At 73.9% G+C, this 20,511-nt stretch carries 16 protein-coding genes; 10 read left to right on the top strand and 6 right to left on the bottom strand.

Annotation, left to right across the window (positions count from 1 at the left end):
• The first annotated feature begins 1 nt into the window (after nucleotide 1).
• The 4 genes from OP04_RS21600 (at nucleotide 2) to OP04_RS21585 (ending at nucleotide 4,422) form a co-directional block, all read left to right on the top strand.
• Nucleotides 2-1,954: a phosphopantetheine-binding protein gene (locus OP04_RS21600; protein WP_051798567.1), complete on the top strand. Its 1,953-nt coding sequence runs from the start codon at nucleotides 2-4 to the stop codon at nucleotides 1,952-1,954.
• Nucleotides 1,951-3,564 (top strand): (2,3-dihydroxybenzoyl)adenylate synthase, encoded by a 1,614-nt coding sequence (locus OP04_RS21595; RefSeq protein ID WP_033341557.1) that lies wholly within the window; start codon nucleotides 1,951-1,953, stop codon nucleotides 3,562-3,564. Before OP04_RS21600 ends, OP04_RS21595 begins: the two co-directional genes overlap by 4 nt.
• Nucleotides 3,565-3,664: 100 nt before the next feature.
• A complete protein-coding gene (locus OP04_RS21590) occupies nucleotides 3,665-4,177 on the top strand; it encodes a hypothetical protein (protein WP_033341556.1) in 513 nt (170 codons plus the stop codon).
• Between the two features lie 56 nt (nucleotides 4,178-4,233).
• Nucleotides 4,234-4,422, top strand: a complete 189-nt coding sequence (locus tag OP04_RS21585) for a hypothetical protein (RefSeq protein WP_033341555.1) — start codon at nucleotides 4,234-4,236, stop codon at nucleotides 4,420-4,422.
• A 27-nt stretch (nucleotides 4,423-4,449) separates the two neighbouring features.
• On the opposite strand, the gene OP04_RS21580 is transcribed toward OP04_RS21585, so the two are convergent.
• The 3 genes from OP04_RS21580 to OP04_RS21570 are packed head-to-tail and all read right to left on the bottom strand — an operon-like array spanning nucleotide 4,450 to nucleotide 12,135.
• Complete coding sequence (locus OP04_RS21580) at nucleotides 4,450-4,962, bottom strand: hypothetical protein (RefSeq protein WP_033341554.1); 513 nt, start codon at nucleotides 4,960-4,962, stop codon at nucleotides 4,450-4,452.
• On the bottom strand, nucleotides 4,959-11,129 hold the full coding sequence (locus OP04_RS21575) for a non-ribosomal peptide synthetase (RefSeq protein ID WP_051798565.1): 6,171 nt from the start codon (nucleotides 11,127-11,129) through the stop codon (nucleotides 4,959-4,961). The genes OP04_RS21580 and OP04_RS21575 overlap by 4 nt, the downstream gene beginning before the upstream one ends.
• A 28-nt stretch (nucleotides 11,130-11,157) precedes the next feature.
• Complete coding sequence (locus tag OP04_RS21570; RefSeq protein ID WP_033341553.1) at nucleotides 11,158-12,135, bottom strand: ABC transporter substrate-binding protein; 978 nt, start codon at nucleotides 12,133-12,135, stop codon at nucleotides 11,158-11,160.
• Between the two features lie 94 nt (nucleotides 12,136-12,229).
• On the opposite strand from OP04_RS21570, the gene OP04_RS49925 reads away from it, so the two are divergent.
• On the top strand, nucleotides 12,230-13,765 hold the full coding sequence (locus OP04_RS49925; protein WP_051798559.1) for an SIP domain-containing protein: 1,536 nt from the start codon (nucleotides 12,230-12,232) through the stop codon (nucleotides 13,763-13,765).
• Nucleotides 13,765-14,691 (top strand): M56 family metallopeptidase, encoded by a 927-nt coding sequence (locus tag OP04_RS21560; RefSeq protein ID WP_033341552.1) that lies wholly within the window; start codon nucleotides 13,765-13,767, stop codon nucleotides 14,689-14,691. Before OP04_RS49925 ends, OP04_RS21560 begins: the two co-directional genes overlap by 1 nt.
• A 140-nt stretch (nucleotides 14,692-14,831) precedes the next feature.
• On the opposite strand, the gene OP04_RS21555 is transcribed toward OP04_RS21560, so the two are convergent.
• Nucleotides 14,832-15,206, bottom strand: a complete 375-nt coding sequence (locus tag OP04_RS21555; RefSeq protein ID WP_033341551.1) for a BlaI/MecI/CopY family transcriptional regulator — start codon at nucleotides 15,204-15,206, stop codon at nucleotides 14,832-14,834.
• A 20-nt stretch (nucleotides 15,207-15,226) separates the two neighbouring features.
• Here OP04_RS21555 and OP04_RS21550 point away from each other — a divergent pair, with 20 nt between their 5' ends.
• Together OP04_RS21550 and OP04_RS21545 are read left to right on the top strand one after the other, a co-directional pair.
• On the top strand, nucleotides 15,227-16,249 hold the full coding sequence (locus tag OP04_RS21550) for a FecCD family ABC transporter permease (protein ID WP_033341550.1): 1,023 nt from the start codon (nucleotides 15,227-15,229) through the stop codon (nucleotides 16,247-16,249).
• A complete protein-coding gene (locus OP04_RS21545; RefSeq protein WP_051798557.1) occupies nucleotides 16,246-17,223 on the top strand; it encodes a FecCD family ABC transporter permease in 978 nt (325 codons plus the stop codon). The genes OP04_RS21550 and OP04_RS21545 overlap by 4 nt, the downstream gene beginning before the upstream one ends.
• Before the next feature lie 323 nt (nucleotides 17,224-17,546).
• Here the strand turns inward: OP04_RS21545 and OP04_RS21540 are convergent, their stop codons facing one another.
• A complete protein-coding gene (locus tag OP04_RS21540; protein ID WP_033341549.1) occupies nucleotides 17,547-18,509 on the bottom strand; it encodes an aldo/keto reductase in 963 nt (320 codons plus the stop codon).
• A 214-nt stretch (nucleotides 18,510-18,723) separates the two neighbouring features.
• Between OP04_RS21540 and OP04_RS21535 the strand changes: the two genes are divergently transcribed.
• Nucleotides 18,724-19,335, top strand: a complete 612-nt coding sequence (locus tag OP04_RS21535; protein ID WP_051798554.1) for a TetR/AcrR family transcriptional regulator — start codon at nucleotides 18,724-18,726, stop codon at nucleotides 19,333-19,335.
• On the opposite strand, the gene OP04_RS48575 is transcribed toward OP04_RS21535, so the two are convergent.
• Nucleotides 19,332-19,643 carry a phosphatase PAP2 family protein gene (locus OP04_RS48575; protein ID WP_232323682.1) on the bottom strand — a complete coding sequence of 104 codons (312 nt, stop codon included), beginning with the start codon at nucleotides 19,641-19,643 and terminating at the stop codon, nucleotides 19,332-19,334. The genes OP04_RS21535 and OP04_RS48575 overlap by 4 nt on opposite strands.
• A 156-nt stretch (nucleotides 19,644-19,799) precedes the next feature.
• Here OP04_RS48575 and OP04_RS21525 point away from each other — a divergent pair, with 156 nt between their 5' ends.
• Entirely contained in the window at nucleotides 19,800-20,387 is a 588-nt protein-coding gene (locus OP04_RS21525; RefSeq protein ID WP_232323681.1) for a M56 family metallopeptidase, read from the top strand.
• Nucleotides 20,388-20,511 lie beyond the last annotated feature (124 nt).

Genomic DNA, 20,511 nt, shown 5'->3' with positions numbered 1-20,511 from the left:
CATGGACGATCTGAGGGCCACGCTCGCCGCGCTGCTGGACGAGCCCGCCGAGACGCTGGCCGACGACGCGAACCTCTTCGAGCTCGGCCTCGACTCGCTCGATCTGATGACGGTCGTCTCCGCGTGGCGGCGTGACGGCGTCGAGGTCACGTTCGACCGGCTCGCGGCCGCGCCGACCATCGCGGCCTGGTCCGCGCTGCTGGCGGCGGCACCGGCCACCGCCACCGTGCGGACGGCCGCGCCCGAGGAGAGCGGGCCGTTCCCGCTGGGGCTGATGCAGCACGCCTACTGGATCGGGCGCGCCGACGACCAGGATCTCGGTGGCGTGGCCGCGCACCTCTACACCGAGTTCGACGGTGCCGGCGTCGACCCGGACCGGCTCCGGGACGCGTTCCTCGCGCTCGCGGCCCGGCACGACATGCTGCGCGTGCGGCTCACCGACAACGGCGCGCAGATCGTCGGCGACGAGCCCGGCTGGCGCGGGCTGACCGTCCACGACCTGCGCCACCTCGGGGCCGCGGACGTCGCGCGGAGCCTGGACGCGATCCGGGACACGATGTCCCACGAGCGGCTGGACATCGAGGGCGGCGTGGTCTTCGCGGCCGCGCTCAGCCTGCTGCCCGGCGGCGCCACCCGGCTGCACCTGGACGTGGACATGGTCGCGGCGGACGCGGTCAGCTACCGGATGCTGCTGGCCGAGCTGGCCCGCCACTACCTGGACCCGGGGTTCGCACCGCCGCCGACGGCCTATACCTACCGCGACTACCGCCGGGACCGGCCGGCCGCGCGGGAGGGCGCGGCCCGGCAGGCGGCCGCGTGGTGGCGGGAACGGCTGCCGGAGCTGCCCGCCGCGCCCCGGCTGCCGCTGCGGCCCGCGCACGAGACGGCCGGGCTGGCGCCCGCGGTCGCGCGCCGGCACCTCACGCTGAGCCCGGACGAGTACGCCGCGCTCACCGCCGCCGCCCGTGCCCGGGGGCTCACGCCGGCGATGGTGGCCGCGGCCGCGTACGCGGAGGTGATCGGCGCCTGGAGCACGGAACCGAGGTTCCTGCTCAACGTGCCGCTCTTCGACCGGCTGCCGCTGCACCCGCAGGTCGGGGACGTGGTCGGCGACTTCAGCAGCTCCGTCATGCTCGCGGTCGACCACACCGAACCCGCGCCGTTCACCGACCGGGCCCGGCGCCTGCAGTCCCGGATGCACGCGGACGCCGGGTACGCGGACCACTCCGGCCTCGAGGTGCTGCGCGACCTGACCCGGCGGCACGGCACGCCGGTGCTCGCGCCGGTCGTGTTCACCAGCGCGATCGGTCTCGGTGACCTGTTCGGCGCGCGGGTGCGGCGTACGTTCGGCGACCCGGTCTGGATCATCTCGCAGGGGCCGCAGGTGCTGCTCGACGCGCAGGTCACGGAGCTGGCCGGCGGCGTGCTGGTCAACTGGGACTCGCGGGAGGAGCGGTTCGCCGACGGCGTGCTCGACGCGATGTTCGACATGTTCGCGCGCCTGCTGCGCGACCTCGCCGCGGACGGGCCGGCCTGGGACCTGCCGGTCACGCTGCCGCCCGCGCACGTGGCGCTGCTGGTCGCCGCCGTCGCACCGGCCGCTGCCGGCGACGCCCCGGCGGTCGCGCCGCGCACCGATCTGGAACGGGTGATCGCCCTCGTCTGGGGGGACGTCCTCGGCGCGGACTCGCCGGGCGTGCACGACGGGTTCTTCGCGCTCGGCGGCGACTCCGTGCTGGCCGCGACCGTGGTCACCCGGCTCCGCGAGGCGCTGGACACCGCGCGGGTCACGGTCCGCATGCTGTTCGCCGCGCCGACGATCGCCGGGCTGGCCGCGCGCCTGCTCGCCGAGGCGGACGATCCCGGGCGCCTGGCGCAGGTCGCGGAGATCTACCTGGAGATCGAATCGCTGTCGGACGACGAGGTCCGCGCGCACCTCGGGGAGCAGTCATGACGTTCACGCCCTGGCCGGCGGAGTTCGCCGACCGCTACCGCGCGGCCGGGATCTGGCGTGACGAGACGCTGTGCGGGCTGCTCGACGACGCCGCCGCGCGGTGGGGGTCGTCGATCGCGCTGGTCGACGGCGCGCGGCGACTGTCCTATGCGGAGCTCTCCGAGGCGACGATCGCCATGGGGCACGGGTTCGCGCGCCTCGGGCTGCGGCCGGGCGACCGGGCGGTGGTGCAGCTGCCGAACACGGCGGAGTTCGTGATCACGCTGTTCGGGTTGCTGCGGGCGGGCGTGGTGCCGGTGCTCGCACTGCCGGCGCATCGGCGGACCGAGATCGCGCACTTCGTGGCGCACGCGGAGGCGGCGGCCTACATCATTCCGGACCTGTTCGCCGGGTTCGACTACCGGACGCTGGCGGGTGAGGTCGCGGACGGGGTGCGGCACGTGCTGGTGGCCGGGGAACCCGGCCGCTACACGGCGCTGCGGGACGTACCCTCGGACGGGCTTGATCTTCCTGATCTTGATCCTGGGGATCCGGCCGTGCTGCTGATCTCCGGCGGGACGACCGGGAAACCGAAGCTCATTCCGCGCACGCACCGCGACTACGCCTACAACGCGCGGGCCAGCGCCGAGGTGTGCGCGCTGACCGCGGACGATGTCTATCTGGCCTGCCTGCCGGCGGCGCACAACTTCCCGCTCGCCTGCCCCGGCATCCTCGGAACGTTCGGCGTCGGCGGGACGGTGGTGATGTCGCCGTCGCCGAGCCCGGACACGGCGTTCGGGCTGATCGAGGCCGAGCGGGTCACGGTGACCGCGCTGGTGCCGCCGCTGGCCCGGCTGTGGCACGAGGCGACCGGGTGGGACACGCGCGACCTCCGCAGCCTGCGCCTGCTGCAGGTGGGCGGCGCGAAGCTGGACGAGGATCTGGCCCGGCGGCTGCGGCCCGCGGTCGGCCGGCAGCTGCAGCAGGTGTTCGGCATGGCGGAGGGGCTGCTCAACTACACGCGGCTGGACGACGCGGACGAGCTGATCGTCACCACGCAGGGCCGGCCGCTGTCCACCATGGACGAGGTGCGGGTGGTGGATCGCGACGGGCTGCCGGTCGCGGCGGGCGAGGCCGGTGAGCTGTGGACGCGCGGGCCCTACACGTTGCGCGGCTACTACCGGGTGCCGGAGTACAACGCGACCGCGTTCACGCCGGACGGCTTCTTCCGCACCGGCGACCTGGTCCGGCAGTTGCCCAGCGGGCATCTGATCGTCGCCGGCCGGATCAAGGAGGTGATCAACCGGGGCGGGGAGAACGTGTCCGCGACCGAGCTGGAGGAGCACCTGCTGGCGCATCCGGCGGTGGCGCAGGCGGCCGTGCTCGGGCTGCCGGACCCGGTGCACGGGGAGATCGTGTGCGCGGTGGTGCGGGTGACGGCCGGCGCGGAGGCGCCCCGGTTGAAGCCGCTGAAGGCGTTCCTGACCGGGCGCGGCCTGGCGCGCTTCACGCTTCCGGACCGGCTGGAGATCCTGGACGAGCTGCCGCACACCGCGGTCGGCAAGATCGACAAACGCGCGCTGGCGCTGACCTTCTCACGAACGCGCGCGGCAGGCGGCCCGATTGTGTGAACTGTTGCCTTCCCAACTCTCCGAAGATTCACGTTTTCGCAGGTCAGAGCTCTCCTAGGCTGGCTCCCGACCGCGAAACACACGTTCGACGGAGGCTCTCATGACCATCACCATCAGCCGTATAAGCCGTGCCGCGGCCGGCGCCGCCATGTTCGCCGCTCTGGTGACGATTCCCACCGCTCCGGCGCAGGCCGCCCCGGAGACGGCGACCGCCGGGGCCGTGGGCGTCGAGCGCGCCGCCGTGAACCCGCACAAGGAACTGTCGGGCAAGCGGATCAAGTCGCCGGACAACGACGCCGTGTACCTCGTGGACCCCGAGGGATACCGGCGCTGGATCCCGAGTCCGGCCGTCTACGACAACCTGTTCGCCAACTGGAACGGGATCGAGGTGCGCAAGGACATCCCCAAGATCTCCGCGCGTGACGCGCTGAGCCTCGACGCTGAACTGGGCAAGTCCACCAGCGGCGACCGGGTCTACCTGATCAGCAACAACGTGAAGCGCTGGATCATCAACCCCGACGTGTTCAACAAGAACCACTTCGCCTGGAAGAAGATCGTGTCCCACACGCCGGGCTACATCGACTCCATTCCGACCGGCAAGAACTGGAAGTAACAGGCAGGCGGGGCCCTCGTGATCATCGAGGGCCTCGCCCGTGGGGGCTCAATCCGGTGACTACCAGCCATATCGCGCTCGGCGTGACGGTGGGCGAGACCACCGTCCTCACGTCCGTGCTGGTCGACGACCGGGACGTCGTCGCGGACGAGTTCGCCGGGGCCGGCCTGATCAGGGCGAAGGCGGCGTCCCGTCCTCCTCGCGACACCGCAATACCTCCGACATATCACCTTATTTTTCAGTAAAACGTGTCGTTTCCGGCGGAAAGACCGTCAGGTGACCCGGGCGCGGGCGCGGGGGCGGGTCCGCAGGCGGCGGAGCCAGCGGAGCGCGGTCGCGGCCACCGCGTCGTCGAGGTCGTCCAGCGCGTCGGGTGCGGAGAGCGGCCGCCGGCGGCGCGGATGGTGGCGGCGGGTCTCCAGGCAGGCGGTGCAGGCGGCGATGACGGTCTCGTAGGTGGGACGGTCCGTCGCCGCGAGCGCGAGCAGCGCGCGGACCACGATGTCCTCCTGCGCGGCGCCGGCCCGGACGTCGAGGATCCAGGCGCGCCAGGAGCGGTGGCCGGCGTCGGTCACGGTCCAGACGCGGTACTGGGCGCGGGAGCGGGCCGCGTCCGGGCGGATGTGGCCGAGGCGTTCCAGGCGGGTCATGGTCGACACCACGCGGGTGATGTCGACCTGGCGGGCCGGGCCGAGCGTGTCCCGGTGCCGCTGGTGCAGGTCCTGCACGGTGCGCGGACCGTCGGAGAGCAGCACCAGCAGCACGTCGGCGAGCGTGGTCGTCATGGCACCAGGTGGAGGATCCCGGTGAGCGTGGTCAGGATCTGCCGCGCGCGGGTCCCGTTCACCGCGCCCGGCCGATGAGCCAACCTCAAGGTCAACACCTCGCCGGGGTACGCGAAGAGCGCCAGCGGACAGTGCGGCGAGTCGGCCCAGGAGAGGTTGGCCGGGCCCGCCCCCGGCAGGTTCTCGAAGACCAGCAGCGTGTCGAAGAGCGGACGGTCCGGCGGCAGCGCGTGGTGTGCGGCCAGCGCGGCCCGGTCCGCGTGCAGCCGCTCCGCCAGCGCGCCGAGGCCGGCATCCGTGCGGGCGCGGACCGGGACGATGGTCATCAGCATCCCGATCACGGTCTCGGTGCCGGGCGGGCCGCCCTCGCGGCCGGACTCCGTGGCGCCGAACACGACGTCCCGGCGGCCGGTGATCTCGCCCAGTGTGAGCGCCCATGCGGCGCGGACCAGCGCGTTCAGCGTGATACCGCGTGCTCTGGCCTCGGCGGTGAGCCGGGCGGTGAGCGCGGGGGTCAGTTCCGCGTAGAGGTTCCGGGCGGGCACGCCGGCCGCGCGGGCACGGGCGAGGATCGTGGGCCCGTCGAGGCCGTCGAGGTAGCCGGCCCAGGCGTCCGCGGCGGCGGCCCGGTCTCGGGACGCCAGCCAGGCGAGGTGGTCGCGTTGGGTGCGGACCGCCGGGGTGGCAGCGCCGGCCGGCGTCACACTCGACGTGCTGGCGGCCAGCATCACACTCGACGAGCCGGCAGCCGGCATCACACTCGACCTGCCAGCGGGCGGCATCATGGCCGCGGCCGGCGAGACCGGGACCGGGACCGAGACCGGGTCAGGACGGAGCGCACGAGTGCGGGCACGGTCGCCGTGCGGCGCGGGCGCCACCCCGCCCGCGCCCGTGAGTTCCGCCAGCAGCAGCGGCACCGACCAGCCGTCGAGCAGCAGGTGGTGGCTGGCGATCAGCAGCCGGGCCGGGGCGTTCTCCTGACGGAGCAGCGTCATCCGCAGCAGTGGGCCGCGTGCCAGGTCGAAGCGCCGCTCTCGGTCGCGCGCCTCCACACCGGCCGACGTGCCGGCGGGCCACTCGTGCCAGGGCAGCGTGGCGTGCTCCGGGATCACCTGGACGACCTCGTCGCCGCGCCGCACGAAGCCGCCGCGCAGGTGCGGGTGCCGGTCGAGCAGGGACTGGCCGGCCGCGCGCAGGGCCGCGGCGTCGACCGGCTCAGGCAGGTCGAACGCCACGTGCGTGTGGTGCACGACCGGATCATCGGCGGCCGCGTCGAACATGGCCCGCTGCACCGGGGTGACCGGCAGCAGATCCGCGACGCCGGGTCCGGCGAGCCGGTCGATGTCGCGCCCGCCGAGGCGTACCAGTGGGAAGTCCGTCGGTGTGCGCGCGTGCACGCCGTGCCAGGTCGCCTCATCCGCGAGCGCGGTCAGCGTCTCCGTCCACAGTGCCCCGAGCCGAGCGGCCGCCGCCTCCGGATAGTGGCGTCCCGCCCAGGTCACATGCGTGACGAGCATGCCGTCCTCGGCGAGCACGTTGATCTCGACGCCGTGCGCGAGCGGCAGGCCCGGGTCCGCCGCGGCCGCCTCCAGCAGCGGCATCGGCGCCCAATCGGCGTCGTCCGCGCCCGCTCCCGCGAACCGGCCGAGGTAGCTGAACCCGAACTCCGGGTCCGCGTGTTCCGCGAGCGCCGCCCCGGTCACCGCGTTCCGGAAGCGCAACAACCCGAAACAACGGCGATCCACGGGTACGGCCCGGACCTGTTCCTTCACGGCCTTCAGCAGGGCACCCGCCGCGAGGCCCGGCGCCGGAGCGGCGCCGCGACGTGCGGACCCCGCGGTGTTGCTGTCGTCCGCGCGCACGACAGCGCCGGGCGGGAGCGTCGCCGCGTCCGGCGACGACGAGGACCGGGCATCGGCGGGCCGCGGCCCGGTGACGGACGACGGCGGGACGGCCCCGGCGTCGATCCGGATCGGTGCGAGCGTGGTGAACCAGCCGGACGTGCGCGACAGGTCGGATGCCGGGTCCTCGTCGCGGCCGTGCGTCTCCACGTCGACCGGGAACGGCTCCGCGGGCAGGCCGCGTTCCGCCCGCCACGCGCTGACCGCGCCGGCCAGCGCCGCCAGCAGCACGTCCTCGGCCGTGGCCCGGTAGGCGTCCGGCAGGCCGCCGAGCAGCGCGGCCGTCGGACCGGGCGGCAGCCTCAGGGTGATGGTCCGCGCGGTCCTGGCCGTGTCCCGGGCCGGGTCGAGCCGCACGCGGTCGCCGGCCAGGATGTCGCGCCACGCCTCGAACGTGCCGGTCACGGCCGGATCGGTGGCCAGCGCGTCCATCCGTAGCGCCCACTCGCGATAGGACGTGCCGGTGTCCGGCACCTGCGATGCGGCCGCGCCACCCGGATCACGCGAGAAGGCGCCCGCCGCGGGGCCGGCACCGGTGGCGGGATCATTGCGGGCGGTGCGATCCGGATGCGCCCGGAGATCGGCGCCGGAACGCCAGGCGTCCGCGAGGTCCGCGGCCAGGATGCGCCAGGAGACCGCGTCGACCGCGGCGTGGTGTGCCACCAGCAGCAGGTGTCCGGAGGACTGCCGCCACACGGCCTGCAGCGCGATCCCGGCCGTGAGGTCGAGCCGGCCGGCCGCCTCGGTCACCAGCGACGGCCAGTCGCCGGAACCGCGGCGGAGCAGGTCGGCGGCCCGGACCGCACCGACGGGCGCGATCTCCAGGTCGCGTGCCGACATCCGTACCCGCAGAGAGTGATGGTGGTCGAGAACCGTCTGCAGGGCCGCGGTCAGCGTCGCCATCGACGCGTCCGCGGGCACCGTGAGCAGCACACTCTGCCGGACGCGCCCGACCGGCCCGCCGCGCGAGGCCAGCCAGCGCACGATCGGCGGCGCCGGGAACGCGCCGACCGGCGACACCGCGGTGGGTGCCGGTCCGGCCTCGACGACCGTGGCCACGGCCGCCAGGTCCGCGATCGTGCGCTGGGTGAACACGTCGCGGGGCCGCAGCGCGAGGCCGGCCGCGCGGGCACGCCCGCTCAGCTGAATCGACAGGATGCTGTCGCCGCCGAGCGTGAAGAAGCCGTCGTCGATGCCCACGGTCTCCAGGCCGAGCAGGTCCGCGACGATCGTGCACAGCACGCGCTCGGCCTCGGTGCGCGGCGCGCGGGCGGGGCCGCCGGTCGTGCGCGGTGGCGCGGGCAGGGCCCTGCGATCGAGTTTGCCGTTGGGCATCAGCGGCAGCCGGTCGAGCGCGACCACGGCGCTGGGCACCATGTGCTCGGGCAGCCGCGCGGCGAGCGTGCGCCGGATCCCGGCGATGTCCTCGTCGGACAGGGACGCGTCGGCCACGTAGCCGACCAGGCGCCGTACCCCCGGCCGGTCCTCGCGCACCGCGACCGCGATCCGGCGGTCGCCGCCGGCGGCGATCTGGAGTGCGGCCTCGACCTCGGCCGGTTCGACCCGGAAGCCGCGGATCTTCGCCTGGTCGTCCGCGCGGCCGAGGAACTCCAGCTCGCCGTCCGCGGCCCGCCAGCGCACCAGGTCGCCGGTGCGGTAGGCGCGCGAGCCGGGCGGCCCGTAGGGGTCGGCGACGAACCGTTCCGCGGTCAGCCCGGCCCGGCCGAGGTAGCCGCGGGCCAGGCCACGGCCGCAGAGGTAGAGCTCGCCGGGGACGCCGGGCGGCACCGGTTGCAGCGCGCGGTCCAGGACCAGCGCGCGGGCGCCGTCGACTGGCCGGCCGACCGCGGGTCCGGTGCCGGGGCGGGCGCGGGCGATGAGCGAGTCCACGGTCGCCTCGGTCGGGCCGTAGAGGTTGAACGCGGCCGTGGACGGCAGCTCGCCGAGCCGTTCCCACAGGCCGGGCGAGACCGCCTCGCCGCCGAAGCCGAGCACGGCCGGGAGCGGCCCGCCGTCCGCGGTCAGGTGGCGCAGCGTCTCGTCCAGCAGCGACGGGGTCAGTTCGATGAAGTCGAGCGCGGAGGCGCGGATCTCGGCGGCGAGCGCGGCCGGGTCGGCGTAGGTGTCGTACGGCAGCACGTGCACCGCGTGCCCGTCGAGCAGCCACAGTTGCGGCTGCCAGGACGCGTCGAACGCGAACGACCACGCGTGCCCGACCCGCATCCGGTCCCGCCCGGTCCGTTCCCGGGCCGCGTCGTAGAGCGCGGCCCGGTGGCTGCGGAACAGGTTCACGAGCCCGCCGTGCGTGGTCATGACGCCCTTCGGCCTGCCGGTAGACCCGGACGTGTAGATGACGAACGCCGGGTGATCCGGGTGCACCTCCCCCGGCGACAGGTCACTTCCGTCCAGTGTGGAAAGACGAGGATCATCAGGAGCGATCGGGGGTACGCCGAGCGCCAGATCGAGACCCGCGGCCGCGATCACCGCGACCGGGCGGGCGTCGGCGAGCAGCCCGGCCCGGTGGGCCGCCGGGTAGGCCGGGTCGAGCGGCAGGTAGGCGGCGCCGGACTTGAGCACGGCCAGGATCGCGGTCATCGCGTCCAGCCCGCGCGGCAGCGCGATCCCGACCCGGGTCTCCGGCCCGGCGCCGGCCTCGCGCAGCAGCCGTGCCAGCCGGTTCGCGCGCGTGTTCAGCTCGCCGAACGTCAGCGACGTGCGCTCGAAGACCAGCGCGGTCGCGTCCGGGTCGCGCCGGACCTGCGCCTCGAACAGCCCGGTCACGGTCCGCGGCCCGGCCGGCAGCGCACGGGTGCGGTCCGACCAGGTGGCGAGGCGCGTCTCCTCGTCCGGCAGCAGCAGGCGCAGCCGGTCGATCGGGGTCTCCGGGTCGTCCGCGACCTGGGTGAGGAGCGCGGCGAGGCGGTCCAGCAGCCGGACCACGGTCGCGTCGTCGAACAGCGCGGTGCGGTACGTGGCCTGCAGGTGGATCCGGTCGTCCTTGAGCAGCGCGTCGAAGGACAGGTCGGTCTGGGTGGTGCCGTTGTGGAACTTCTCCCAGCTCACGTCGAGTCCGGGCAGCACCGGGCCGGCCATGTCCTGGGCGAGGAAGATGACCGTGACGTCGAACAGCGGGCTGCGGTCCAGCCGTCGTTCGACCGCGAGCTCGTCCAGGAGCAGGTCGAACGGGACGTCCGCGTGCGCGTACGCCTCGGCGCAGAAGTCGCGGACCCGACGGATCAGGCGGCGGAACGAGGGGCGGCCGCTGAGGTCGACGCGCAGCGGCACGGTGTTGCCGAAGTTGCCGATCAGGCCGGCCAGTTCCGGTGCGTCCCGGTTCTGGGCGACGGTGCCGATGGTGACGTCGTCGGCCTGCGCGTACCGGCCGATCAGCGTGGCGATGCCGGCGATCAGGACCATGAACGGGGTGGCCTGTTCCGCGGCGCCGAGCGCGGTCAGCCGCGCGGTGACGTCCGTGTCGAGCGAGCGGACGCGCCAGCCGCCGTCCTCGCTGGTGCCGGTGGTGCGCTCGTGGTCGGCCGGGATGTCGACCGGCTCCGGCGCCGGGTCGAACTGTGCGCGCCAGAAGTCGATCTGCCGGGGGTCGGGGGTGCGGGTCCAGCGGTCGCGGTGCCAGGCGGCGAAGTCCGCGTACTGCACGGGCAACGGGTCCGGGGTCCAGGTGCGCCCGGCGGTGAGCGCGGTGTACGCCTCGGACAGCTCCCGGGAGAAGATGCCGAACGACGGCCCGTCCCAGGTGATGTGCTGCCCGACCATGATCAGTGCGTGCCGGTCCGCGGCGAGCCGGGCCAGGACCAGCCGCAGCGGGCTGCGCGTGGCCAGGTCGAACTCGGCGCGACCGGCCTCCCGGGCCAGCGTCCGCAACGCGTTTTCCCGGTCGTCGTCGTGCAGCGCGGTCAGGTCGGCCGTGGACCACTCCGGCGGCAGCGCGGGCAGCACGACCTGCCGGGCCGCGCCGCCGCCGTCGGCCGGGTAGATCGTGCGCAGCGCCTCGTGCCGGTCGCAGAGCGCGTCGAACGCGCCGCGCAGCGCGTCCGTGTCCAGCGCGCCGGTCAGCCGCCAGAGGACGCAGACGTTGTAGGCGGAGCCGGCCGGGTCGAGCTGGTGGAAGAACCACATCCGCTCCTGGGCGTGCGACAGCGGCACGGGTCCGGCCGGCCGGGCCGGGATGCCGGGTGTCCCACCGCCGTCGATGCCGCGTGCGGCCAGCCGTCGTCGGAGCAGTGCCTGCCGGTCCTGGTACGCCACGTCGTCGTCTCCTCCGGAGGTGGTGTGGTCAGAGCTTGCGCAGCGTGGGCTTCAGCTGGTCGAGCAGCCAGGGGACGCCGGCCACGTTCGGCCCCTGCAGCAGTTGCGCGGCCGGTAGCGGCATCGCCAGGTACCGTCCCTGTTCCACCACCGGGAGCTTCTTGACCAGCGCGTTGCCCTCGAACGTCTGCCGGTCGGCCGCGCTGGGGAACGTCATGAACAGCACGTCCGCGGCGCCGAGCTCGCCGGCCCGCTCGTAGCTGATGCCGATCGTGCCGGGTGCGAGCGTGTCGGAGGCGGGCGCGTTGGCGAACGTGTCCGGGACCTTCATGCCGAGCGAGGTCATGAACTTCGTGCACAGGTTGTCCGCGCCGACGACCAGCGGCAGCACCTCGCCGCGCGCCTGCCCGTAGAGGTAGCTCTTCCCGGCCATGCCCGGGATCTCCGCCTTCGCGGCCTCGACCGCGGCGTGCGCGGTGCCGATCAGCGCGCGGGCCGCGGCCTCCTCGCCGAGCACGCGGCCGATGAGGAGCGCGTCATCCTCCATCGTGGACCCGTAGAGTGACTTCTCGTAGGCCACCACCGGCGCGATCTGGCTCAGCAGCCGGTAGGTGTCGGGGTTGAGCTGGTTGCTGGAGGTGGCGAGGATCAGGTCGGGGCGGTACCCGGCGACCTTCTCCACGTTGATCGCGGCCGCGTCCAGGCCGAGCACGTCGTCGGTGAGCGGCGTGCGTACGTAGGGCAGGTTGGCGCTGGCCGGGTCGAAGTATTTGACGGCACCGACGAGGCCGACGCCGAGCGCGTTGGCGACCGCGAGGTCGTTCCAGCCCAACGCGACCACCCGCTGCGGCTTCGCGGGCACGGTGGTCTCGCCGTACGCGTGGGTGACCACGACCGGGAAGCCGGCGGCGCCGCTCGCGGACGGGTTCGCGGGCTCGGTGCCGGAGCCGGAGCCGCACGCGCTCAGCACGAGCGCGGCCAGCAGCACCATACGTGATATCTTCACAGGGTCGCCTAACCTTACTTCTACATGTTGTAAATAGCGGTCCGGGTCCATAGATTAGGGTTGCCTTACCTAACTGTCTAGAGGGGACCCGCTCGTGACCACGTCGCCCCACGTCTGGAGGGCTCGCGCCTACCAGACCGGCAGCACCGGCCGGTTCGAGACCGCTCTTGAGGCGTTGATGCAGGCCGGAGCGCATCTGCACACCGGCGGCCGGTTCGCGGACCTCGGGTGCGGCACGGGCGAGCTGGCCGCGGCGATGGCGGCCCGCGGCTTCGAGGTCACGGCGAGCGACGCCGGCCCGCACCTGGTCGACGCCGCCCGCGAGCGCTGTGCCGGCCTCCCGGTCACCGCCGAGGTCCGGGACGCGCACGACCTGCGGCTGCCCGCGCGCGCGTTCGAGGTCGTCCACTCCTCCTGGATGCTGCACCGGCTCGCCGACGCCCGGCCCGCGATACGCGCCATGGCCCGTGCCACCGCGCCAGGCGGCCTGCTCGTGCTGCAGTACAGCTGCGGTCAGCCGCGCGCGGACGGGTTCGCGCTGGGCGACGTGATCGCCGCCGTCACCGCCCGCCCTGCCTGGCGGGACCGGCTCGCGGACGTGCCGATGACCCTGTACCAGCACCCGCTGGACGAGACCGTCGCGCTGCTCGCGGCGGAGGGCCTGCAGACGCTGCTGACCGACGACGCGGTTCGCGTGCCCGGCGGCGAGGATCCGGATTCGCTGCGCCCGGCGCTGCGGGAGGCCGTCCGGGCCGAGCGGCTCGGCGACGACGCGGACACGTTCCTCGACGAGTGCCTCACGGCACTGCACGGCGCCGGCGCGCCCGGCCCGCACCACGTGCGGATCATCGCGCGCCGGCCGCTCCCCCACGAGCGCGGCGCCGCGCGCCCCGGGCCGGTCCGTGCGTTCCCGCTCTCCGTCGGGCTGCTCGAGGTCGTCACCGCGGCGCCGGTCACGCCGCTGATGCGCCGGATCACGTTCCGGACCATCGGCGCGGACCCGCTGCCGCTGACCGAGCCCGCCGAGACGATCACGCTGCTCTGGCCCGCCGACGGCGCCGGCGACGTGGTGCTGCCGGAGACCGGGCGCTGGCGTTTCCCGCCCGGCACACCCCGCCAGCACTCCGCGAACATCACGGTCCGGGCGTACGACGCGCCGCTGCTCACCGCCGACTTCTACCTGCACGCGGGCGACGGGCACGCCGCCCGGTGGGCCGCCGGCGCGCAACCGGGCGACCGGGTCGGCTTCGGCGGCAGCCGCGTGCACTGGGTCCGCGACCCTGCCGCCGACTGGACGCTGCTGCTCGGCGACGAGACCGCACTGCCGTCCATCGCCGCGATCATCGAGACGCTCCCGCCCGGCCACCGCGTCATCACGGTCGCCGAGGCCGGCGGCGACGCCGAGCGCTCCTACCTGTCCACCGCGACGCAGTGGGTGGCCCGCGGCGGCCTGCCGGCCCGGATCGAGGCGCTGGACCTCCCGCCGGGCCGCGGGCAGATCTTCGGCGGCGCGGAGTCCCACGACATCCGGCGCATCCGCACGCACCTGCTCACCGCGCGCGGGCTGAGCCGCGACCAGGTGAGCCTGCAGGGATACTGGGCCCGCCCGCGCGGACAGGAGCAGCGCTGATGTTCGACCACTTCTTCTGGTCCGTCGTGGCCTGCCCGATCGCGGTCGCGGTCGCGATCCGGTTCACCGCCGACCGGCTGCGGCCCGAGGCGGCCGTGCCGTTCCTGGCCTGGTCGATCGCGTGGGCGGCCGTCGCGTCCGCGCTCAACCTGGGCGTGTTCGCGCTCAAGGCGCTCGCGGAACTGCCGATCGCCGGGCGTACGTTCGGCTGGTCGGACACGTTTGTCCGCGACGACACCGCGCACGTGCCCTGGGTCAGCTGGACCTCCGCGGTCATGCTGGCCGCCGCCGTCGGCGCGCTCGCCTGGGTGTGGCGCCGGCACCGGCACGACCTCGCGTTCGCCCGCGGTTACGCCGGGCTGCCCGCGGACGACGACGGCGTGGTGCTGATCGACAGCCCGCGCGCGGACGCGTTCGCGGTGCCGGTCGACGGCGGGCGCATCGTGGTCACCACCGCGATGCGCGACGCGCTCTCCGGCCCGCAGTATGCCGCGCTGCTCGCCCACGAACGCGCCCACCTGCGGGCCGGCCATCACCGGCTGGTCCGGCTGGCCCGCTTCTCCGCCGCGCTGCACCCGGTGTTCTGGTGGCTCGCCCGCCGGATGGAGTACCTGATCGAGCGCGCCGCCGACGAGCACGCGGCCGCCACGCTCGACGACCGGCGCACGGTCGCGAAGGCCATCGGCGCGGCCGCGCTGGTCGCCGCCGGCCCCGGGCTCACCGCGGGCCTGCGGATGGCCCCCGCGCTGCGCGACGTCCGCCGTGCCGGCGTGGTCCCCCGCCGCGTCGCCCGGCTGATCGCACCGCGCCGGCCCGGTTCCTGGCTGCTCACCGCCGTTCCCGCCGTCATCGCCGCGTTCTCCGTCGTCTGGACCGGCGAATGCGTTTATGACCTCGCCGAGCTGCTCATTGCGGCCTCGGAGTGACCCGCACGTCCTTCAGACCGGGGGTTTGCCGGCCCCGCGCGGAGCCGGCAGGGAGGAGCGCCGGCGACGACCGGTGCCCGCGGGAGCATGCGGACCGCCACCACGCCGGAAGCGGGAAGAAAAGGTTGTGGGTCCTGGGGTTATTCGTCGTCCTCGTCGAGGAGGCGGCGGAGCAGTTCCTCGTCGCCGGGGGCGAGGGAGTCGACGAAGCGGCGCAGCACGGTCGCGTGGTCGTCGGTGCTGTCCAGGAGCGCGCCCATACGCCGGGCGGCCAGGGACGGGCCGTCGGTGAGCGGGGCGTAGCGGTAGGAGCGGCCGTCGCGGAAGCGGGCCACCATGTCCTTGTCGTGCATGCGGGTCAGCGTGGTCACGACCGTGCTGTAGGAGAGCGGGTCGCCCAGGCGGTCGCGGACGTCGCCGGGCGTCAGCGGTCGGTCGGCGGCGGTCAGCACGCCGAGCACCGCGGACTCCAGCTGGCCCGGCCCTCGACGGCCCGGCGGATCTTGACCCGGCATCGGGCCAGCTTAGCGGGCACATCCCACGGCACCGCAGTCCCGGCAGGACTCCGGTGACCGCGCGGCGCAGCGTCGGGCTGGCGCTCGCGGTCGTGCTGCTGGCGGCGGTCGTGGCCGCCAGTGTCGGTTATGGATCGACGCCGCTGCCGGTGGGGACGGTGTGGGAAGCGGTCGCCCGGTTCGATCCGGCGGTGGACGCGCACCTGGTCGTGCGCACGCTGCGGATTCCGCGCACCGCGCTCGGGCTGCTCGCCGGGCTGGCGCTCGGCACGGCCGGGGCGGTCATGCAGACCGTCACCCGCAATCCGCTGGCCGACCCGGGACTGCTCGGCATCAACGCGGGCGCGGCGCTGTGCGTGGTGCTCGGCAGTCATGTGCTCGGGGTGACGACGCTGCCCGGGTACGTGTGGTTCGCGTTCGCCGGTGCGGCCGGCGCGGCGATCATGGTCTACGGCGTCGGTACGGCCGGGCGGGGCAACGGCGCGCCGGTCACGCTCGCGCTCGCCGGGGCGGCACTGACCGCGCTGCTCACGTCGCTGACCACCAGCGTGCTGCTGATCGACCGGGTGTCGCTGGACCAGTTCCGGTTCTGGGCGGTCGGGTCGCTCGCCGGGCGGGACGCCACGATCGCGTTGCAGGTCACGCCGTTCATCGTCGCGGGGCTGCTGCTGGCGCTGCTGTCCGCGCGCGGCCTGAACGCGCTCGCGCTCGGCGACGACACCGCCCGCGCGCTCGGCCAGCGGGTCGCGCTCGCGCGAGCGGCCGCGATCACGGCCGTGGTGCTGCTGGCCGGGGCCGCGACTGCGGCGGCCGGCCCGATCGCGTTCGTCGGCCTGGCGGTGCCGCACGTGGCCCGGCTCCTGGCGGGCGCGGACAACCGGTGGCTGCTGCCGTACTCGGCGGTGCTCGCGGCGATCCTGCTGCTCGGCGCGGACATCGTGGGCCGGATCGTGGCCCGGCCGGCCGAGCTGCAGGTCGGGATCGTGACCGCGCTGATCGGGGCGCCGGTGTTCGTGGCGCTGGTACGGGCGGGGCGCGCATGAGCCGGGCCCTGGTGTCCACCGTGCTCGCCGCCGCCGTGGTCGCGGCCGCGAGCCTGGCCGTCAGCGTCGGGGAGTTCCCGGTGCCGCCGGCGGACGTGCTCCCGGCCGTGCTCGGGATCGGCGGCGATCCGGCGCTGGAGTTCATCGTCCGTACGGTCCGGCTGCCGCGCGTGCTCACCGGCGCGCTGGTCGGCGCCGCGCTCGGGCTGGCCGGCGCGCTCTTCCAGGGCCTGGCCCGCAACCCCTTGGCCAGCCCGGACATCATCGGCGTCACCGCGGGCGCATCCGCGGCCGCGGTCGCGGTCACCGTGCTCGGCGGCGCCGGCACCACCGCCACCGCGGCCGGCGCGGGCGGTGGCGCGCTGTTCGCGGCCGCGCTCGTCTACGTGCTGGCGTGGCGGGCCGGGCTCTCCCCGTACCGGATGGTGCTGATCGGGGTGGGGGTCGGCGCCGTGCTGACGGCGCTGACCTCGTTCCTGCTGACCCGATCCGAGATCTGGGACGCCCAGCGCGCCATGATCTGGCTGGTCGGCAGCCTCAACGCGCGCGGCTGGGAGCATCTCGTCCCGGTCGCGGTCACGCTCGCCGTGCTGCTGCCCGCCGCGCTCGCGCTCGCCGCCCCGCTGCGGCTGCTGCAGCTCGGCGACGACACCGCCCGCGGCCTCGGCCTGCGCGTCGAGACGACCCGCGCGATCCTGCTGCTGGCCGGTGTGGCGCTCACCGCGGTCGCGGCGGCCGCGGCCGGCCCGGTCGCGTTCGTCGCGCTGCTCGCACCCGCCGTCGCCCGCCGCCTGACCCGCGCGGACGTGGCACTGCTGCCGTCCACGCTGACCGGCGCGCTGCTGCTGGTCCTCGCCGACCTCGCGGCCCGCACGGTGGCGTCGCCGACGGAGCTGCCGGCGGGCGTGGTCACCGGCATCGTCGGCGCGCCGTATCTGCTGTGGCTGCTGCATCGCGCCAACCGCCTGCGCTGACGCGGCCGGGCGCGCTTCCGCTTGACTTAACCTACAAGTTGTAGGAGATTGCCGTCTGGCTCGGCTACGCCGCCGCGATCCTGGCGGTCTTCTTCCGGCCGGCCCCGCCGCCCTCGCACGAGGTTGTCACGTCCCGGAGCGAGCGAGCGTGCGCACGACGGCACCGGTCACCGCGATTGAGTACCGATAGGGCCGGCCTCGGCGGATGCGCCTACCGGCCGCTCGGCACCGGCGAATGATCACGGCTTCGGTCGGTCAGGGATGCCGTGGTGACGGCGCTGCCCGGGTCCGATCGGTGCTGGGCTGGGACCCGGGCGGAGCCCTCAGTGCCAGAGGGGCATGGAGGCAGCGGCATAGCGCGCGCCGAATCCGCCGGTCGGCAGGATCCGGCTGATGCGGTCGAGGTCGTCCGGGGTCAGGGCGAGGCCGATGGCGGCGACGTTCTCTTCGACGCGTCCAGGGCTACGGGTGCCGGGAATCGGCACGATGTGCTCGCCCTGGGCAAGAACCCAGGCGAGGGCCAGCTGCGCCACTGTCGCGCCCCGGTCGGCCGCGAGTTCGGCGAGCCGGCGAGTGGCATCTACATTCTTCTCGAAGTTGCCGGGCTGCCAGCGTGCGTTCTTGCGGCGCATATCGCTCGCGTCGTACTCGGCGGCCGGCTTCGCGGTACCGGTGAGGAAGCCGCGGCCGAGCGGCGAGTACGGCACGAAGCCGATACCCAGCTCCGTCAGCGTGGGGAAGATGGTCTCGACGGTGCGTTCGAACAGCGAATACTCGGTCTGCAGCACCGAGACGGGCTGCACGGTGTGCGCGCGGCGAATCGTGTCCGGGCCGGCTTCGCTGAGGCCGAAGTACCTGACCTTGCCCGCGTCGATGAATTCCTTGACCGCGCCGGCGACATCCTCGATCGGCACGGCCGGGTCGACGCGGTGCTGGTAGAGCACGTCGATGGTGTCGACGCCGAGAAAGCGCAGACTGTTCTCGACAACCTCGCGAATGTGCCCGGGGCGGCTGTCGAAGCCGTGCTCACGGGTGAAGCCGAACTTGGTGGCGATGACGATGTCGTCGCGGAACCCGGCGACGGCCTCGCCGACGATCTTCTCGTTCTCGCCCCAGCCGTAGAGCTCGGCCGTGTCGAAGAAGGTGACACCGAGCTCGTAGGCACGGCGGATGGCCGCGATGCCGTCCCGCTTGTCGCCGGGGCCATAGGCGATGGAGATGCCCATCGCACCGAAGCCGATCTCTGAGGTGGTGAGGCCCTGTCCGCCGAGCTGACGCTGTTTCACACGGTTCTCCGATGCTTCTTCACACTTGTTCTGGCGGGCGCTGCCCCAAAGGCGTGGGTCAACGGACAACCGCCGGAACCTGACCTGGCCCAGGCGGCAGCCGAGGAGCTGCGATACGCCAATACCAAACTGTTTGGTTTGACGTCGACCTTAGCCCGACACGGCCGGCTACACCACACGGAACGGTTTGGTTCGGCTGGGTTAACGTGGCCACATGCCCCCACGCACCACCACCGGCGGCCGACCCGCCGGCTCCGCAACGAACGGCGCCGACACCCGGGCACGGATCGTGACCGCAGCCGCGCAGGAGTTCGCAGAACACGGCATCGCCGGCGCGCGCGTGGACCGCATCGCCCAACAGGCCCGCACCAGCAAGGAGAGGGTCTACGCATACTTCCGCAGCAAAGAGGAGCTCTACGCTCACATCGCGTCCCAGGAACTCGCCGTGATCGCCAAAGCCACGCAGCTCGACGCGGCCGACCTTCCCGGATACGCGGGCCGGCTGTTCGACCACTACGCTGCCCACCCCGAACACCACCGGCTGATCACGTGGGGACGCCTGGAGATCACCACCCGGAGCGATTCCACAACCGCCGTCATCGCCGCCAAGCTCGACAAGCTGCGTCACGCACAACAGGCCGGCAAGCTCGAGACACACTGGGATCCGGTCGACGTCCTGGCACTGGTCAACCAGATCGCCACCACCTGGGCCGCACAGCCCGATCTGTCCAAAGCCGCCGACGAGCACGCCACCGACCGCACTCTCGCCGCCCGACGCGCCGCGGTCGTCACAGCCGTCGAGCGCCTCTTCCCCCGAGCCACCTAGTCATCTCGCCACACCCCGAGTGGCACGTGCCCGGCCGTCAGGAACGGGCGGATGGCGCCGGGCGCACCGAGGCCCACCGGTAGGACAACGGCAAGGACGAGCAGCCAGGCGCCGAGGACGTCGGTGGGCCAGTGGACGACGAGCGCGACGCGGCTCACCCCCACCGCGAGCGCCCAGGAGGCCGCGATCACGGCCAGGGCGGTCCGCCGGCGGGGCGAGTGGATCACCTGGGCACAGGTGAGCACCAGGACCAGCGCGGACGCGGCGGCGGCCTGGCCGGACAGGCTGAGAACGGAGGTACGGATCATCCGCCCGACCATGTACCTACAACTTGTAGGCACATGGTTCGATACGCTGCTCGGCATGGCTGAACGTGACCGCACCGTGGACGGCGCTCGAACTGCCCGAGCCGGTGCCGGGGGCCGATCGCGCTGCTCGCCGGCATCGCCCTGCCCATCGGCGTCGTGCGGATGATCAAAGACCTGCGCCGGCGGTACGACATCGCGCGCCGCCTGCGCACGGCAGGTGACCCGAGCGACGGTCTCGTGGTCGCGGACTGGGCCGCGCCGATCGCGGTCGCGGTCCCCGGCCGTCCCGATCACCTGCTGGTCACCACCGGCATGCTGCGCCTGCTGGACGCGGACGAGCGGCGGGTGCTCTTCGCCCACGAGCGCGCGCACCTGACGTACCACCATGATCTGCTCGTCGCTCTGACCGCGGCCTCGGCCGCGCTGAACCCGCTGCTGCGCCCGGTCCGGGACGCGGTGACGTTCCTGGTCGAGCGCTGGGCGGACGAGCACGCCGCGGCCGAGACCGGCGACCGCGACCTGGCAGCGCAGGCGGTCGCGAGGGCCGCGCCGGCCGCGACCGGGCCGGGCACCGCGCTGGGCTTCGGCGGGCGCGACGTCATCGGCCGCATCCGCGCGCTCAGCACGCCCCGCCCCCGGCCGCACAGGCGGCGACTGCTGGCGCCGTCGCTGACCGGGATCGCGGCGACGGCGGCCACGATCGAGTTCGTGGCGCTGGCCCGCGCCTGGATCGTTCACGTCTAGCCAGGGGCGACCCGGTGGGCATGCCCATCGGCTGACACGGCCGGGCGCGGAGTGCACCGGAGTGATCAAGCGCACGCTCAGCAACCGAACCGGCCTCTCGATCCATCACTCGGGAAACGATCAG

The organism is Catenuloplanes japonicus (assembly GCF_000717135.1).
Taxonomy (GTDB): domain Bacteria; phylum Actinomycetota; class Actinomycetes; order Mycobacteriales; family Micromonosporaceae; genus Catenuloplanes; species Catenuloplanes japonicus.
The sequence above is the reverse complement of the archived record's forward strand: the minus strand, read 5'-3'. Positions and strand labels throughout refer to the sequence as shown.

Coding starts and splice junctions, on each gene's coding strand:
- OP04_RS21555 (WP_033341551.1), bottom strand. CDS start 15,206: ATGCCGGGTCAAGATCCGCCGGGCCGTCGAGGGCCGGGCCAGCTGGAG.
- OP04_RS21535 (WP_051798554.1), top strand. CDS start 18,724: ATGCCCCCACGCACCACCACCGGCGGCCGACCCGCCGGCTCCGCAACG.
- OP04_RS48575 (WP_232323682.1), bottom strand. CDS start 19,643: ATGATCCGTACCTCCGTTCTCAGCCTGTCCGGCCAGGCCGCCGCCGCG.
- OP04_RS21590 (WP_033341556.1), top strand. CDS start 3,665: ATGACCATCACCATCAGCCGTATAAGCCGTGCCGCGGCCGGCGCCGCC.
- OP04_RS21545 (WP_051798557.1), top strand. CDS start 16,246: ATGAGCCGGGCCCTGGTGTCCACCGTGCTCGCCGCCGCCGTGGTCGCG.
- OP04_RS21595 (WP_033341557.1), top strand. CDS start 1,951: ATGACGTTCACGCCCTGGCCGGCGGAGTTCGCCGACCGCTACCGCGCG.
- OP04_RS21560 (WP_033341552.1), top strand. CDS start 13,765: ATGTTCGACCACTTCTTCTGGTCCGTCGTGGCCTGCCCGATCGCGGTC.
- OP04_RS21600 (WP_051798567.1), top strand. CDS start 2: ATGGACGATCTGAGGGCCACGCTCGCCGCGCTGCTGGACGAGCCCGCC.
- OP04_RS21580 (WP_033341554.1), bottom strand. CDS start 4,962: ATGACGACCACGCTCGCCGACGTGCTGCTGGTGCTGCTCTCCGACGGT.